This is a genomic window from Amphritea atlantica, from assembly GCA_024397875.1.
Lineage (GTDB): Bacteria > Pseudomonadota > Gammaproteobacteria > Pseudomonadales > Balneatricaceae > Amphritea > Amphritea atlantica_B.
On sequence record CP073344.1, the window covers coordinates 2,623,513 to 2,639,567 of the forward strand.

Annotated in this window: 12 protein-coding genes; 10 read left to right on the forward strand and 2 right to left on the reverse strand. The window is 49.4% G+C overall.

Annotated features, from left to right (window positions below):
• Positions 1-2: 2 nt before the first annotated feature.
• Positions 3-908: a dihydrodipicolinate synthase family protein gene (locus tag KDX31_12070; GenBank protein UTW02095.1), complete on the reverse strand. Its 906-nt coding sequence runs from the start codon at positions 906-908 to the stop codon at positions 3-5.
• A gap of 264 nt (positions 909-1,172) precedes the next feature.
• Positions 1,173-2,159 (reverse strand): LysR family transcriptional regulator, encoded by a 987-nt coding sequence (locus KDX31_12075; protein ID UTW02096.1) that lies wholly within the window; start codon positions 2,157-2,159, stop codon positions 1,173-1,175.
• Between the two features lie 266 nt (positions 2,160-2,425).
• Here KDX31_12075 and KDX31_12080 point away from each other — a divergent pair, with 266 nt between their 5' ends.
• From KDX31_12080 to betA, 10 genes are all read left to right on the forward strand, one after another.
• Complete coding sequence (locus tag KDX31_12080; GenBank protein UTW02097.1) at positions 2,426-3,634, forward strand: aromatic ring-hydroxylating dioxygenase subunit alpha; 1,209 nt, start codon at positions 2,426-2,428, stop codon at positions 3,632-3,634.
• 627 nt (positions 3,635-4,261) lie between these two features.
• Complete coding sequence (gene proV / locus KDX31_12085) at positions 4,262-5,437, forward strand: glycine betaine/L-proline ABC transporter ATP-binding protein ProV (GenBank protein UTW02098.1); 1,176 nt, start codon at positions 4,262-4,264, stop codon at positions 5,435-5,437.
• Positions 5,438-5,474: 37 nt separating this feature from the next.
• Positions 5,475-6,410, forward strand: coding sequence for a glycine betaine/L-proline ABC transporter permease ProW (gene proW, locus KDX31_12090; GenBank protein ID UTW02099.1), 936 nt, complete (start codon positions 5,475-5,477; stop codon positions 6,408-6,410).
• 53 nt (positions 6,411-6,463) lie between these two features.
• A complete protein-coding gene (gene proX, locus KDX31_12095; protein ID UTW02100.1) occupies positions 6,464-7,492 on the forward strand; it encodes a glycine betaine/L-proline ABC transporter substrate-binding protein ProX in 1,029 nt (342 codons plus the stop codon).
• A 65-nt stretch (positions 7,493-7,557) separates the two neighbouring features.
• Positions 7,558-8,892, forward strand: coding sequence for an MmgE/PrpD family protein (locus KDX31_12100; GenBank protein ID UTW02101.1), 1,335 nt, complete (start codon positions 7,558-7,560; stop codon positions 8,890-8,892).
• A gap of 142 nt (positions 8,893-9,034) precedes the next feature.
• Positions 9,035-10,081, forward strand: coding sequence for a GlxA family transcriptional regulator (locus KDX31_12105; GenBank protein UTW02102.1), 1,047 nt, complete (start codon positions 9,035-9,037; stop codon positions 10,079-10,081).
• The gene (locus tag KDX31_12110) at positions 10,081-11,043 is read left to right on the forward strand and encodes a GlxA family transcriptional regulator (protein UTW02103.1); all 963 of its coding nucleotides are present in this window, start codon (positions 10,081-10,083) and stop codon (positions 11,041-11,043) included. Before KDX31_12105 ends, KDX31_12110 begins: the two co-directional genes overlap by 1 nt.
• A 103-nt stretch (positions 11,044-11,146) precedes the next feature.
• Positions 11,147-12,139 carry an isopenicillin N synthase family oxygenase gene (locus tag KDX31_12115; protein ID UTW02104.1) on the forward strand — a complete coding sequence of 331 codons (993 nt, stop codon included), beginning with the start codon at positions 11,147-11,149 and terminating at the stop codon, positions 12,137-12,139.
• Positions 12,140-12,782: 643 nt separating this feature from the next.
• Positions 12,783-14,240, forward strand: coding sequence for a betaine-aldehyde dehydrogenase (betB, locus tag KDX31_12120; protein UTW02105.1), 1,458 nt, complete (start codon positions 12,783-12,785; stop codon positions 14,238-14,240).
• Positions 14,241-14,322: 82 nt separating this feature from the next.
• Positions 14,323-16,020, forward strand: coding sequence for a choline dehydrogenase (gene betA / locus KDX31_12125; GenBank protein ID UTW02106.1), 1,698 nt, complete (start codon positions 14,323-14,325; stop codon positions 16,018-16,020).
• Positions 16,021-16,055: the final 35 nt, after the last annotated feature.

Here is a 16,055-nt window from a genome sequence, read left to right on the forward strand (position 1 = left end):
ATTCAACCCTCCGCAACGATTTTAGCGATGTTTTCTTTCAGCTCACCGACAACCTGAGCCATTGCGTCTTTCTCTGCCTCTTCGAGTCCCAGCAGTGGTTTACGGACTTCGCCAGCGAAACGACCGTCCAGAGTCACGCCATGCTTAACACTCTGGATAAACTTGCCGCCCTGCTCCAGTACATGCATCAATGGCATCATTTCAGCCATGATGCGGCGGCCTTTGTTAAAATCATTTTCAACGACACAGGCCTGATACAACGCAATATGCTCTGTCGGCAGGAAGTTGGATCCGGCGCACACCCAGCTTTTAGCGCCCCAGGCAAAGAATTCCAGTGCCTGGTCATCCATACCACAGGCAACCTGGATGCTTGGATAGTCATTAGCCAGCATATGCAGACGATTGATATCGCCAGAACTCTCTTTGATACTGCAGATATTGTCACTGCTGGCAACACGGTCGAAGAACTCCGCTTCCATATTCACACCCATGCGATCAGGGTAGTTATATAGCATTGCCGGCAGGTTAGCGGCACGATCGACGGTCAGCGCATGTTCGGCCAGCTCCCGCTGAGTTGGCAGCGAATAAGGGGGGGTCGCCAGCAGAACGACATCAGCCCCATACTTTGCAGCATCTTCAGCCAGCCTGACGGAGTTTGTCGGATCTACAGATCCGGTACCGAAAATAATCTGCAGCTTATCGCCACAAATCTGACGCGCTATCTTGAGCAGCTGAACACGCTCTTCATGGCTCTCAACATAGTATTCACCCGTAGTTCCACCAATCATCAGGCCATGCACACCTGACTCAAGAAGGTAAGTAACATGAATCGCATAGGCATCGTAGTCGATGGAGTAATCAGCCTTGAATGGCGTGATGACAGGAGTATAAATTCCTTCGAAATGCATTTAATTCACCTTCGTTATCGTTGTTATTTATAAACGGAATTGTCTTAGTAAAAGGGCTATCCGAACTTGATAAAATAGTAACGACAGGAGCGTTAACTCCACAATCAACCTTTTTTCAGCGCAAAACATAACTTCAGGTTATTAAATAAAAACGTCCAAAGCGTGATTAAGCCGAATGCATGACACCCATGAGGTGTGGTCCATCACGTATTTCAGATAAAAAAAAACCGCCATCGGCGGTTTATAGAATAACAACAAGCATCGTCAATCAGTTTGTTCTCCGACCCAGGTCTTCTCTTCAGCAATTTTACTCAGGAACCAGCTTTTAAACGTGCGGAAGGCCTGATTGTCTTTTTTACTGTCTGAATAGGTCAGATAATGACGTTTTTCCTTATAATCAATTTCCAGATCACCGACCTTGACCAGCCACCCCTGTTCTATCATAGGCGTTACCAGCTGATTCCATCCCAGACTGACCCCCTGATGATTAAGCACCATCTGAATCAGCATGTTGTAATCATTCGCATTAAACAGATGCCTCTCCCCTGCAGGACCGGCATCAATCTCAATTCCCTGACTGTTAAACCACACATCCCAGTCAACATGCTCAGCTATCTGTGAACGCCCATAAGGACTTAAATTCAGCAGCGTAGTCTTTTGCAAACCCTCTAGCGTAACGATTTCCGGGTTCTGCTTCAAAAACAAGGGCGAACACACCGGATAGATAAGATCGTAAAACAATGGAATAGAGTGATAGCCCTCCCGTGGATCACTGATCTTGTTAATGAAAATATCCGGATGAACGCCAGGCTCCATCTGCAAAAAGTTATTGGTGGTCACCACATTAACATCGATCTCCGGATGATCGGCAAAAAAGCCCGGTAAGCGGCTGGATAACCAGAAGGCAGAAAAAGCCGGCGAACAACAGATTATCAGCTCCTGTTTACTCTTATCGCTGTTCTTAATCCGCTGGGCCGCCTGAGCAATATTGACGAATGAAAGATAAGCCGCGTCATAAAAAATAGTACCGGCCTCCGTCAACTGAACAGCCCGCCCAGACCTTTTAAACAGGCTTACACCCAGGGAGGCTTCCAACTCCCTGATCTGACGACTGATAGCAGCCTGAGTCACACACAACGCTTCAGCAGCCCGGGTGAAATTTTGATATTTAGCCGCAGCTACAAATGATTTAACCGCCCTTAACGAGGGCATTTTCACCAGGATCTGATCAGGCTCGACGTGTTTAACCATAACTTCAGGTATTCAATTCTCTAAATAAAAAGTCGTTTTGCCGGTTTTGGGCCCACCCGTAAACTGAATCTCAGTTTGAGTAAACCTGTTCTTAAACCGATTCAAACTGTTCTGATGCAATCATCTCGGTAAGAGATTGAAGCCACATGAACAATAACCACCGCAGTTATATTGATAGATTGTTCTGCTATCAGTCTACCTGCAAAGGCTAATAAAGCCATAACTATAACAACTTACAGCAGTATAGCGTCATGGGAGCTACAACAATGACAAGCAAAATTAAAACTCTGGATCTGATCAATCAGCGTAAGCCTCGACATGCATTGAGCCGTGAACTCTATCGTAATGAAGACGTCTATCAGCAGGATTTGGAACAGATCTGGCATAAGGAATGGATTTTTGCCGGTCATACATTTGAGATTGAAAAAGCCGGTGAATATATGACCATTCAGGTAGGTGACTATCCTGTTGTCATCGTGCGGGATGATAATGGCAATGTCCGGGCTTTCCATAATGCCTGCCGCCACAGAGGCTCCCGTGTTTGCGCAGAATCTAAAGGCAAAACCGCCAAACTGGTTTGCCCTTACCACAAGTGGACATTCGGTCTGGATGGCAAGCTACTGTTTGCGGGGAATATGGGTGAAAAATTCAACAATGATGATCACGGTCTGATTCCGGTAAACTGTGAAATCGTAAACACCTATATCTATATCTGCGTTGCCGAAACCGCTCCTGATTTCGAGCAGTTCCGTAAAGCAGTGACTCCATTCCTGGCACCGCACAATCTGGAAAACTGTAAAGTTGCCCATGAAGCTCATCTGCTGGAAAAAGGCAACTGGAAGCTGGTCTTTGAAAACAACCGTGAATGCTATCACTGTGATGGAAACCACCCGGAACTGCTTAATTCATTCGTAGAAAACCTGTCTGTTGCTGGTGTCGGTGGCGAAGACGATCCAGAACTGACTGCTCACTGGGACAAGTGTGAAGCCGCAGGACTTCCAAGCCGTCTGGTAATGGATGAAAACGGTCAGTACCGTATCACCCGCATCCCACTCTCTGCCAAAGCCATCAGTTATACGATGGATGGTCAGCCAGCTGTAAACGGCCGTCTGGACGATACTGATGTAGAAGATATCGGCGCCCTGCTGTACTTCAACTACCCGTCAACCTGGAACCACTTTCTGGGCGACCATGCACTCAGCTTCAGAGTGCTGCCGCTCTCTTCCGGCGAAACCCTGGTAACCACTAAATGGATTGTGCCTAAAGATGCCGTTGAGGGCGTGGATTATGACCTGGATAACCTGACCAAAGTATGGATGGCGACCAACGATCAGGATCGTCAACTGGTTGAGGAAACCTTCAAAGGCGTCAGCTCACCATCCTATGTACCCGGCCCGTTTTCCGAAGTGGCTGAAAACGGCGTCTGCCAGTTTGTTGACTGGTATTGCGACACTCTGAAATCAAAACTGGGTTAATAAAGTAGCTGAACTCAATCCCGGCATATACCGATATGCCGGGATTTTCATATTGGAGGGCACCCGGCTTTTAAAATCGTCAACTCGGCGATGTGCATAATCCCCTCTACGTCCCCCCTACCCAAGATCATCAGCCTGGTGTTAGAAAGCAACTGAGTCATACCCGTCACCGGTGCAACCAGAACAAACCAAGTGGGAAGAACAGCCACACTTTAGCGAAATCTCTCATAGGATTTCAGCATCAACATTGCCCAGCGAGACTCACTAACCCTCTCCTTCCGAAGCACAACAGCGACTGTCGCGATTAACAGCAGCCCTTAGAGCAAACGACACGAACTTACACAGTTGCTCCAATTACCCACAATTAAAGTTATCAATACTGCCAAATTCCATATTATCGCGCCCATCAATAACTAAAAGTTATGGTTTTTATGAACAATTAGTCGTTGGACGGTTTCTCTTAAACCCCTTAACTTAAACAAGGTGAAACACAAGAAGAAATGACCTTAAGCGAACCGCTGAACCCGTTAAATATCAACGATCAGCAACAGCGGATGGAGCCCAGATGGATAATCTGACCAACCGTGCGCACAGACAAAAACATAATAAATGTAAATAGAGGGCAGCATGACAGACTCTAACAATATTCTGTCTATCAGAAACGTCTACAAAGTATTTGGTGAACAACCGGATACGGCAATGCAGATGCTCCGGGAAGGCGTAAGTAAAGATGAAATCTTTGAAAAAACGGGGCAGACAGTCGGTGTTTTCGATGCTTCCTTCTCCGTAAAAAAGGGTGAGATTTTCGTAATTATGGGCCTCTCCGGGTCTGGAAAATCAACCATGGTCCGGCTGCTTAACCGCCTTATCGAACCAACCGCCGGCACCATCGAGTTGAACGGTAAAGACATTACCGGATTAGGCGATGCTGACCTGCTGGATGTGCGTCGTAAAGAGATGAGCATGGTTTTTCAGTCCTTTGCGCTAATGCCCCATATGTCTGTTCTGGAGAATGCAGCCTTCGGCCTTGAAATATCCGGAGTCGAACGTAAAGAGCGTGAACACAGAGCACTGGATGCGCTTCAACAGGTCGGTTTAGGTGAACACGGTGCCAGCTTTCCCCATCAACTGTCCGGTGGCATGCAGCAGCGTGTAGGACTGGCGCGGGCCCTGACCAACGACCCGACTATTCTCCTGATGGATGAAGCGTTCTCTGCACTGGATCCTCTGATCCGTTACGAAATGCAGGGCGAACTGATCCGGCTTCAGAAAGAGCAGGAACGGACCATCATTTTCATCTCTCATGATCTGGATGAAGCGATCCGTATCGGCGACCGAATTGCCATTATGGAAGGCGGCCGGGTTGTACAGATCGGTACGCCTAAAGAGATTATGAGCAACCCTGCTGATGACTATGTGGAAACTTTCTTCAAAGGAGTCGATGTCAGCAAGTTTCTTAAAGCAGGCGATATTGCCTGTCAGACAAGCGGCTGCACTATACGCATCAATGGCACCATTCAACCGTTTGAACCGGGCAATAGTGAGTTTGGTTATATTCTCGATGAAGCCGATAAACTGAAAGGCGTCGTTCCCCTGAGTAACATCGAAAACTCAGCCACGGTTGATTCGTTGCTATCTCTGCAGGCGACGCAGCATCAGTCCATTTTCAGTGATGACATGATCAAGGATGTTGTCAAAAAAGTCGCTCATTCTGATTATCCGGTTCCGGTCATAGCGCGAAACGGCACCTTCTGTGGCGTCATTTCAAAAGACCTGCTGCTGCAGACTCTCAGCCACAGTTAAACCATAACTAAAAAATATAAAAGCCAGGGTAAACACTATGTCAGAATTTAACCTGTTAGATCCCTTTCAGTTTCTCCATATCCCTTTGGGAGAGTGGGTCGAAAGCATCCTCACCTATCTGGTTCAGAATTTTCGCGATTTCTTTCGGGCTATTCGCTGGCCAATAGATCAGGTACTGGAGATTTCAGAAACTATCTTACAATCGATTCCGCCGCTGATCGGTATCATCCTGTCTTCTCTGCTGGGCTGGCAGGTAGCCGGCAGAAAAATGGGCGTTTTTTGTGCTATCACCCTGTTTTTCCTGGGACTGGTTGGCGTCTGGTCTGAATCAATGACCACCCTCTCGCTGGTACTGACTTCGCTGTTTTTCTGCCTTGTTCTGGGTGTTCCACTGGGTATCCTCTCTGCACGAAGCGACCGTACTGAAAGGATCGTTCGCCCGGTTCTGGATGCCATGCAGACATTGCCCGCTTTCGTTTATCTGGTGCCCGTCGTCATGCTGTTCGGTATCGGTAACGTTCCCGGCGTACTGGTCACCATCGTCTTTGCTCTGCCACCACTGGTGCGCCTGACAAATCTGGGTATCCGTCAGGTCCCCGACGACAAAATAGAAGCGGCCCGTGCATTCGGCTGCACCCCCAGACAGATGCTCCTTAAGGTTCAGTTACCTCTGGCAACCCCGACCATTATGGCCGGCGTTAACCAGACACTGATGCTGTCTCTCTCAATGGTGGTTATCGCTTCAATGATCTCTGTCGGTGGTCTGGGGCAGATGGTACTGCGCGGTATTGGACGTCTGGATATGGGGCTGGCGACCGTTGGTGGGGTTGGTCTGGTCTTATTAGCCATATTCCTTGACCGTCTGACACAGGCAATGGGTGAACGTTCCGATGCCAGCAATACCCTGCACTGGTACGAAACAGGTCCTGTCGGTCTTTTTGTACGAAGCTACCGCAGTCTGCAAGCCCGTTAACACTTTAACTACGCACAAGCTCAACCAGAAAAAATATAAATGAGGATTCAATAATGATTAAGTCATGCCTGAAGGAATTGAATAATTCAATCACCAAACTGACTACCGCAGCGACTCTGACTGCACTGACGCTCACCGCTACTGCCCATGCAGAGTCGATGCCCGGTAAAGGCGTAGAAGTGACTCCCATCTTCCCCAGCATTGCCGAAGAACGCTTTCGCGGCGAGATTGCAATCGCAGGGCTCGAGGCGCTGGGTTATGAAGTAGAAGAGCCAAAAGAAACAGAGTACGCCACCATGATGCTGGCGCTCTCTTATGGCGATGCCGACTTTAGTGTGCACATGTGGGATATCCTCCACGACAGTTTTTATCAGAAAGCCGGCGGCGATGAGACCATGCTGAAAGCAGGCAACACTATTCCGGGAGTACTTCAGGGATACCTGATTGATAAAAAGACCGCCGATAAGTACAACATCACCAAACTGACCGACCTCAAGAAGCCCGAGATCGCCAAGTTGTTCGATGCCAATGATGATGGCAAAGCTGATCTCACCGGTTGTAACCCGGGCTGGGGCTGTGAACTGGTAATCAATCACCATATGAAGGCCTATGGTCTTGAAGATACGGTTACCCACAACCAGGGCTCTTACTTTGCCCTGATGGCCGATACCATTACCCGCTATAAAGAGGGTCAGCCAGTACTGTACTTTACCTGGGTACCTCAGTGGATTGCCGGTGTACTGGTAGAAGACAAGGATGTGGTATGGCTGGAAGTACCATACACCTCACTGCCCGATGGTAAAAACGACGTGAATACCAGCTTTAATGGTAAGAACCTCGGTTTTGCAGTCGATCAGGTTAAATCAGTTCTGAATCGCGAATTCGCTGAAGAAAACCCGGCGGCAACCAAACTCCTGTCCCTGGTTCAGATTACCGCTGCAGACGAAAGTGCACAGAACCTGAAAATGCAGAATGGCGAAAAATCTATGGAAGATATTAAGCGTCACGCTCAGGATTGGATAAAAGCCCATCAGTCTGAATATGACAACTGGCTGGCAGAAGCCCGCGCGGCTGCCAAGTAACTCTTTAGGTAACATCAGAAAAGGCACCTTATTGGGTGCCTTTTTAGGCTGTGAAGGAAATATAAATGTCGTTGTATAACTTTGTTCAGACACTGCAATTCTCAGAGATGCCAGAGCATAGCCGCTGGCTTATCAACACCTCACTGCTGGACATAATCGGCGTTATGGCTGGTGCCAGAGACAATGAAACCAGCCGTAATATACGTGACTATGCGGCCCTGCATTACTCCGGCGGTATCATTCAGACCCGGCTGTTGTTTGACGGTCGTAAAGTGCACCCTCTCGGTTCCGCATGGGCTGGCGGCTTTAGTGCTGACAGCCTGGACGCTCATGAAGGTCACTTCACCTCAAAAGGCCATGCTGGCGCGACAGTAGTCCCCGCCCTGCTCGCGATAGCCGATGCATACCGTAATCAGGGCGAGGAGATAAGCGGAGAAGAGTTCCTCTCAGCACTGGCTGTTGCCTATGAAACCGGCCTTCGGGCTGGGGTTGCACTGATGGATACCGCTGCCGAATATCATGCCTCCGGTGCATTCTCAGGTCTGGGAGTTGTTTGTGGTGCAGCCAGGCTGTTGCGAATGGACGAAGAGCAGTTTCTCCACGCACTGGGAATCGCCGAATATTTCGGTCCCCGTTGTCCAATGATGCGCCTGGTCGATTTTCCATCCAATCTGCGGGACGCCCATGGCGCCGGTGCCTATGCCGGGGTAAATGCGATACTGATGGCGCAATCGGGTATCACAGGGGCGCCTGCGGAAACCGTCACTGAGAGTAAAATTGCGCACTGCTGGGATGATCTGGGTAAACGCTGGGAGATTGATGCTCAGTACTTTAAACCCTGGCCGGTCTGTCGCTGGGCCCAGCCTTCACTGACGGCCGTTACCCGGCTTTTACAGGAGAACCCTCAGATCAGAGGGACTAACATTGAGCATGTAGTAATAGAGACCTTCCATGAATCGATGCGCCTGCAGGGCCACTTCCCCAGCAACGCCGATGAAGCTCAATATGGTCTGGCTTTTCCGGTTGCAGCACTGATTACCCGCGGTCAGGTCGGTCCTGCAGAGGTTACTGGCGATGCCATATACGCTGAAGATATCCTCAATGTCAGCCGTAGAATTGAGATAAAAGAAGCGGACGACCTGTCAGTAAGATTTCCTGAAGAGATTCTCTCGCGTGTTACCATAACATTAAGTGATGGAACTCAATTGATCAGTCCGGTAGCGCAGGCGAAAGGTGATCCGGCAACGGCCATGAGTGAGGCAGAGTTCATTGAAAAATTCAGGCTGCTGGCTTCCGTCAGCTTTGACGAAAAACGTATACAGGAGATAATAGCTAGCATTAAAGGCTTACGCACTGCTGACAGCTGTAAAGCGCTATTAAATCTACTGATGCAACGTTAATATGAGACCCGGGCCGGTAATGCAGACAGTAACCGGCCCGGCTGATAGATTATCCACCCTGAATCAGAATACCTGATACTGAAATCACAGCACCATTGCCAACAAAAACGGTCGATACTCTTTTTATAACAAGGTCTTATAAATGGCAGATTCAATTATCAAACGCGACTTCAGTAAAACGATCAGTAATACCAACAAAGTATTTCTGAAAGACAATGACGACCAGCAAAAACTGGTCAAGGTCGGTTTTGTTCTGCTAGAAAACTTTTCGATGGTCGCATTTACCGGCGCTGTCGATGTATTGGTTACGGCTAACCTGGTTCTGCCGGGAAAAGCATTTGATTATATGACACTGGGTATCAACTCCCGGATGGTTACCAGTGATCTTGGCATCGACATTGCCACTGGCGGTACCGTTGAAACATTACCCATTCAGCATCGCAATGAACTCGATATCCTGATTATTTGTGGCGGTTTTCGCTGTTCCCTTGAACCGAATGCCAAACTCACAACCTGCCTGAAAGCCGCGGATAAACTCGGAATAACCTTGGGAGGGCTATGGAACGGCGCCGTTGCTCTGGCTCATGCCGGCTTGCTGGACAATATGGAATGCGCAGCACATCCGGACAATCACGCCTATATGCGCGAGCGCTTCCCAAACCTTAAAGTGTCCGGAAATACACTGGTTGTCGGTAACAAACGAGCCAGTTGCGCAGGTCCCGTCAGTGCTCTGGAAATGATGCTTAAACTCATTGGCCAGCTGCAGGGCGACGCGGTTGTCCGGGCAGTCAGAGAGATCCTCAGTTGTGATCAGGTTGCAGAAAATCAGGACTCAGTTCCCCTGCAGGTTGGGGATAATCCGACCTTTCCTGAACCGCTGAGAAACATCATTGAATTAATGCGCAATAATATAGAGGAGCCATTGAATCTCGAAGAACTGTCTGAATGCATGACCATTTCCCGGCGTCAGATGGAGCGTCTGTTCCAGACTCATCTGGATACCAGTCCCTCACGCTATTATCTGGAACTGCGTATTACCCATGCCCGACGGTTATTACTGCAAAGCAATGAGAGTATTACCAACGTGTCACTCGCCTGCGGCTTCGTCAGTACCAGCCATTTCAGCAACTGTTTTAAAGACTATTTCGGTCTGTCTCCCAGCGCGGCACGCCAGAAAATCAACACCTGATGACCACAGTAACAGAGCCGGTCAGGATAAGTTTTATTCTGTTGCCCGGATTCGCCCTGACTTCGTTTTCACTTGCCATTGAAGCCCTGAGTGTCGCTAATCAGTTAAGTGACTCAGAACTCTATCGCTATCGTCTTTGTTCACCACAGGCGAATATCGGCGAACGGGTCGTGAGTTCCAACGGTGTGCCAATTGAAATGACTGCCACGCTGAATAGCTGTCACCGGAGTGAGCTGGTGTTTATTGCCGGCTATCGGGAGAGTGCCAGCTATAGTTCGCCATTGCTAACAACGCTGCTCAGACAGATCAACCAACGACAGGGTCGCATAGCCGCCCTGAGTAGCGGAGCTTTTATTCTGGCACGTATTGGTTTACTGAAGGGCAGGAGCTGTACTCTGGTGCCTGAACATCAGAGTATTTTTACTGAACTCTACCCTGATATCCTGTTACAAGAAAACCTCTATACTGTCACAGATAACATATTCACCAGTGCCGGCGGCACTGCAACCCTTGATATGCTGCTCCACCTGATCGGACTGGATCATGGCCGTGATCTGGTCTGGCGAGTATCACAACAGTTTATGCAGGATAAGATCCGCAGCCCTGAAGCGATGCAGGCAACCTGTCAGCAGGTCAGTCTGCGTATTAAGTCCCCCTGTCTCGGTGCTGCTGTGGAGCTGATGCAGAAACATATCGAACATCCCTACCCCATCGCCCAGCTGGCAGACAATATTGGTACAACACCGAGGAATCTTGAACGGGTGTTCCAAAAACATGAACACATCACTCCGGGACGCTACTATCTTCGCCTGCGGCTGCAACAGGCCCGGCGTATGCTGGAGGAAACCCATCTCAGTCTGGCCTCCATCGCCCAGGCAACCGGATTCAGCAGTCAGAGCCATTTCGGCAAATGCTTTCGGGAACAGTTCAACACGCCGCCTTCGACACTCAGAAAAAGTTAATTTATCGGATCTGCAACACTGATCTTCGCTTTTGTGATAGTCCGCAAAAGGCCATATCACAGATACTGTTTACTAAAGAAAACAACAGTTTATAGGTAACACAGTGTCTGATGCAGCCGTAACCCGAATTGATTCCTACCTTGAAAGTAAAGCCTCCGCCTTCAGCGAAATTCCCGTTATTGATGTGGCGCCCCTGATCGATGGCAGTGATCCGCAAAAAGTTGCCAAAGAACTGGCATTTGTCTGTGAGAACATCGGTTTTCTCTATATCAGGAACCATGGCGTCGATAAGCAACTGGTTGCCGATATGTACGCCCAGACCAAAGCTTTTTTCGATCTGCCATTAGAAGAAAAGCAGAAGCTCAACATTATAAACTCAGGACAAACCCTGCGGGGCTACATCCCGATGTACGGCGAAAACGTCGACCCGGAAAACACCCGCGATTTTAAGGAAGTGTTCGATTACGGTCAGCATGAAGAAGAGGTCTCTCCGTTTTTTGGTCCGAACCTGATGCCGGAAAATGCTCCTGCTGGGTTCCGAGAAACCGCCGAACGTTATCATACTGCGATGATGGAACTTGGACGTAAACTGGTAAGTGGTATCGCGCTGAGCCTGAATTTACCCGCAGACTACTTTGAACAGCTGCAACAGAAACCGATTAACATTCAGCGCCTGCTACACTATCCGCCACAAGAGGGAGATATTACCCAGAAAGAGATCGGCATCGGCGCCCATACCGATTATGGTTTCCTGACGATCTTGTCTCAGGATGAAGTGGGTGGCCTGCAGGTCCGTAACGCCAATGGAGACTGGGTCAGCGCACCGCCGATTGAGGATACTTTTATCGTCAACATCGGTGATCTGGTACAGACGTTCACCAATGATCGCTACATCTCGACTGTGCATCGGGTTGTCAACAGCAGCGGTCGCCAGCGTTACTCAATTCCATTCTTTATGGATCTCGATTTTGATGCCCCGGTTAGTGTCGTTGACACCTGCCACGGTGAAGACAATCCACCAAAGTATCAGCCCTACACCTGTGGCCAGCACAAGTACAAACGTTTTGTCGATAGCTATGTGCATCTGACAAATTAACCGTTAAAAACCAGTCGTCAAAAAACGGTAACGAACATTCTCGTTATACCCTCTTTATGCCCGTATTATGCGGGCTTTTTTTTATTATTCACCCGGCATATAAACGACGACCTCCCATTGGCTCTTTTGTTGTATATACCTATCGCTTTAGCAAACCAGTGTATGCCATGGGCACTGACAGAACGTCAGACAGGGTAACCTGCTAAACCGCCAAACAGATTCCATTAAAGCAATCAGTTCACCCGCGGACTTAAAAGCCAGCCTTCTATTCTGCCCGTTCACGCCATGTAAATAACAAATTACGACACAAACAAAACAGGCGGACAAAAAACAACCAGAAACAATATTTTATTTTAATCTAAATTAATCAACAACTTAAACAAAAAACACAAAACAAAAACTAAAAACCTCTCTCTGCCAAACGATCACTGTCACCTTTCCTGTTCTGAAAACGACACCGATTCTTTTTGACATTTACCTGAAATATAGCCAGTATTATTTTTAATTAAACGATCAATCAATAAAAAACGGCAGCAAAGCGCGCATACCCAACTCAGTTACTTTGCCTTTGTGAGTGTCAGTTAAATACAAATACCGATGCCTGGCTGCAACCTCAGGCAGCGAATACGTGAGACGAATACCCATGCAAAAAGCTCTATATATCAATGGCCAGTATCAGGACGCAACCTCCGGCGAAACATTTACCACATTCAATCCTGCTACCGGAGAGCCGCTGGCAGACGTTCAGCAGGCATCTATGGCGGATGTGGATCTGGCCGTTGCAGCAGCCAAAGAGGGTTTTAAAGTCTGGTCGGCTATGAGCGGCATCGAACGGGGGCGAATTCTGATGCGGGCGGTCGCTATCCTGCGCGAACGTAACGATGAACTGGCGCTGCTGGAAGTGCTGGACACCGGTAAACCACTGCAGGAAGCCAACTGTGTTGATATTGTCACTGGCGCGGATGTCATTGAGTACTACGCGGGTCTCGCCGCTACGATTCATGGTCAGCAACAGGATCTGGGCGGCAGCAACTTCTTCTATAGCCGTCGTGAACCACTGGGTATCTGTGCCGGAATCGGTGCCTGGAACTACCCTATCCAGATCGCCATGTGGAAGTCGGGTCCTGCTCTTGCGGCAGGTAACTGCATGATATTTAAACCCTCAGAAGAAACGCCGCTGAGCGTGCTTAAACTGGCGGAGATTTTTACCGAAGCGGGTCTGCCCGATGGCGTGTTCAATGTTGTCCAGGGTGACTACCGGGTAGGCCAGGCGCTGTCCCGTCATCCCGAGATCGCCAAAGTATCATTCACCGGCGAATGCGGTACCGGAAAAAAAGTAATGGCCGATGCGGCGGGCTCCCTGAAAGAGGTAACGATGGAGCTTGGAGGCAAATCACCGCTGATCGTATTCGGTGATGCCAACATCGACAATGCAGTCGCAGGTGCCATGCTGGCCAACTTCTACACCCAGGGTGAAGTCTGCACCAACGGTACCCGGGTATTTGTTCACGACAGCATCTACGATGAGTTTGTCTGTAAGGTAGCCGAACGGACCAAGCGAATGATCATTGGAGACCCGACTGACCTGAATACGCAAGTAGGCGCGCTGATCTCAGCAGAGCATATGGAAAAAGTGCTGGGGTTTATCTCAGAGGCTAAAGAAGCTGGCGCCCGACTGATCTGTGGCGGCGAACGGGCACTTGAAAATGGTCTGGATAAAGGCAACTTTGTTATGCCGACCGTATTTGCCGATTGCACCGATGAGATGCCAAACGTGCAGGAAGAGATCTTTGGACCGGTAATGTCGATTCTTAGATTTAGTGACGAAGAGGAAGTGATCCGGCGCGCGAATGCCACAGAGTTTGGTTTGGCTGCCGGTGTTTTCTCCACCGATTTTTCCCGCGCTCACCGCGTCATCGCCCGCCTTCAGGCCGGTATCTGCTGGATCAACACCTGGGGTGCGTCCCCTGCCGAGATGCCTGTTGGCGGATATAAGCAATCGGGTATCGGCAGAGAAAATGGCATCGATACACTGAATCACTATACCCAGACAAAGAGCGTCTTTGTCGAGCTGGGCGATGTTGAGTGCCCTTACGAATAACGACGGACTAAGACGATAGCTAATTAGCCCAGGCAATTGCTACAGGGCCAGCAATTCAAGCTTATTTAAATGCGGTAGAAGTATGACGAACACAAAACAATACGATTACATCATTGTTGGCGCAGGCTCCGCTGGTTGCGTCCTGGCCAACAGACTAACCGAGGACAGCAACAACAGCGTGCTGGTCCTTGAAGCCGGAGGCACCGATAAGAGTATTTTTATCCAGATGCCCACCGCCCTCTCCTATCCGATGAATACGCCGAAATACGCCTGGCAGTTCCACACTGAAAAAGAACCGTTTCTTGATGGCCGTTCCATGCACTGTCCCCGGGGTAAAGTCCTGGGGGGTGGTTCCTCTATCAACGGAATGGTTTATGTTCGCGGCCATGCCTGCGATTTCGAAGAATGGGAAAAACAGGGGGCCAAAGGCTGGGGTTATCAGCAGTGTCTGCCCTATTTCAAGAAAGCAGAAAGCTGGGATAAAGGCGGCGATCAGTACCGTGGTGATAGCGGGCCACTGACCACCTGCGGAGGCAACGATATGCTGCTCAACCCGCTCTATCAGGCTTTTATTGATGCCGGTAAAGAAGCGGGATATCCAACCACAAAAGATTACAACGGTTACCGTCAGGAAGGCTTTGGGCCGATGCATATGACCGTTAAAAACGGTGTGCGTGCTTCCACTTCGAATGCCTATCTGCGCGATGCGCTGAAGCGCAGCAACCTGACACTGATCAGCGGTGTGCTGACCCGCAAAGTAGTTCTGGAAGGCAAACGCGCTGTCGGTATCGAGTATGAAAAAAATGGTCAGATCACTGAAGTGGCCGCCACTAAAGAGGTGATTTTAGCAGCGGGCTCTGTGGGTTCGCCGCATCTGTTACAACTGTCCGGTATTGGTCCTGAAAAAGTACTTCAGGAAGCTGGTGTAGAGGTTATCCACAACCTGCCCGGCGTTGGTGAAAACCTGCAGGATCATCTGGAAGTGTACTTCCAGTATCACTGTAAGCAACCGATCACGCTGAACAGTAAACTCGATCTGATCAGTAAAGGTCTGATCGGTACCCGCTGGATGCTGTTTAAAGATGGTCTGGGGGCAACCAACCACTTTGAGTCCTGTGGCTTTATCCGTTCAAGAGCCGGTCTCAAGTGGCCCAATATCCAATATCACTTTCTCCCGGCAGCGATGCGCTACGACGGCGGCAAAGCGATTGAAGGGCACGGTTTCCAGGTGCATGTCGGTCCCAACAAACCGGAAAGCCGTGGCAGGATCTGGATCAAGTCCTCCGACCCCAAAGCCAAACCCGGTATTCTGTTTAATTACATCGGTACCGAGCAGGATAAGCAGGACTGGCGCGATACCATCCGCCTGACCCGCGAACTGCTGAATCAGCCTGCAATGGACCCGTTCCGGGGCGATGAGATTCAACCGGGTCTGCATATATCCTCCGATGAAACGATTGACCAGTGGGTGCGGGAAAACGTCGAAAGCGCCTACCACCCTTCTTGTAGCTGCAAGATGGGTGCGGATAATGACCCGATGGCGGTTCTCGACAACCAGTGTCGGGTACGTGGTCTTGAAGCGCTGCGTGTTGTGGATTCCTCAATCTTCCCGACTATTCCGAATGGCAACCTCAACGCCCCAACCATTATGGTGGCGGAAAAAGCAGCAGATATGATTCTGAGTAAGCCTGCACTTACATCAACTGATGCAGATGTCTGGATTGATGAAAACTGGCAGACACGGCAGCGGCAGGGTATAGCAAAAAGACAACTGACTTAATGCAGTTAAAACTTACAGGCAGGCTGACATTCTGC

Coding starts and splice junctions, on each gene's coding strand:
- KDX31_12070 (UTW02095.1), bottom strand. CDS start 908: ATGCATTTCGAAGGAATTTATACTCCTGTCATCACGCCATTCAAGGCT.
- KDX31_12075 (UTW02096.1), bottom strand. CDS start 2,159: ATGGTTAAACACGTCGAGCCTGATCAGATCCTGGTGAAAATGCCCTCG.
- KDX31_12080 (UTW02097.1), top strand. CDS start 2,426: ATGACAAGCAAAATTAAAACTCTGGATCTGATCAATCAGCGTAAGCCT.
- proV (UTW02098.1), top strand. CDS start 4,262: ATGACAGACTCTAACAATATTCTGTCTATCAGAAACGTCTACAAAGTA.
- proW (UTW02099.1), top strand. CDS start 5,475: ATGTCAGAATTTAACCTGTTAGATCCCTTTCAGTTTCTCCATATCCCT.
- proX (UTW02100.1), top strand. CDS start 6,464: ATGATTAAGTCATGCCTGAAGGAATTGAATAATTCAATCACCAAACTG.
- KDX31_12100 (UTW02101.1), top strand. CDS start 7,558: ATGTCGTTGTATAACTTTGTTCAGACACTGCAATTCTCAGAGATGCCA.
- KDX31_12105 (UTW02102.1), top strand. CDS start 9,035: ATGGCAGATTCAATTATCAAACGCGACTTCAGTAAAACGATCAGTAAT.
- KDX31_12110 (UTW02103.1), top strand. CDS start 10,081: ATGACCACAGTAACAGAGCCGGTCAGGATAAGTTTTATTCTGTTGCCC.
- betB (UTW02105.1), top strand. CDS start 12,783: ATGCAAAAAGCTCTATATATCAATGGCCAGTATCAGGACGCAACCTCC.
- betA (UTW02106.1), top strand. CDS start 14,323: ATGACGAACACAAAACAATACGATTACATCATTGTTGGCGCAGGCTCC.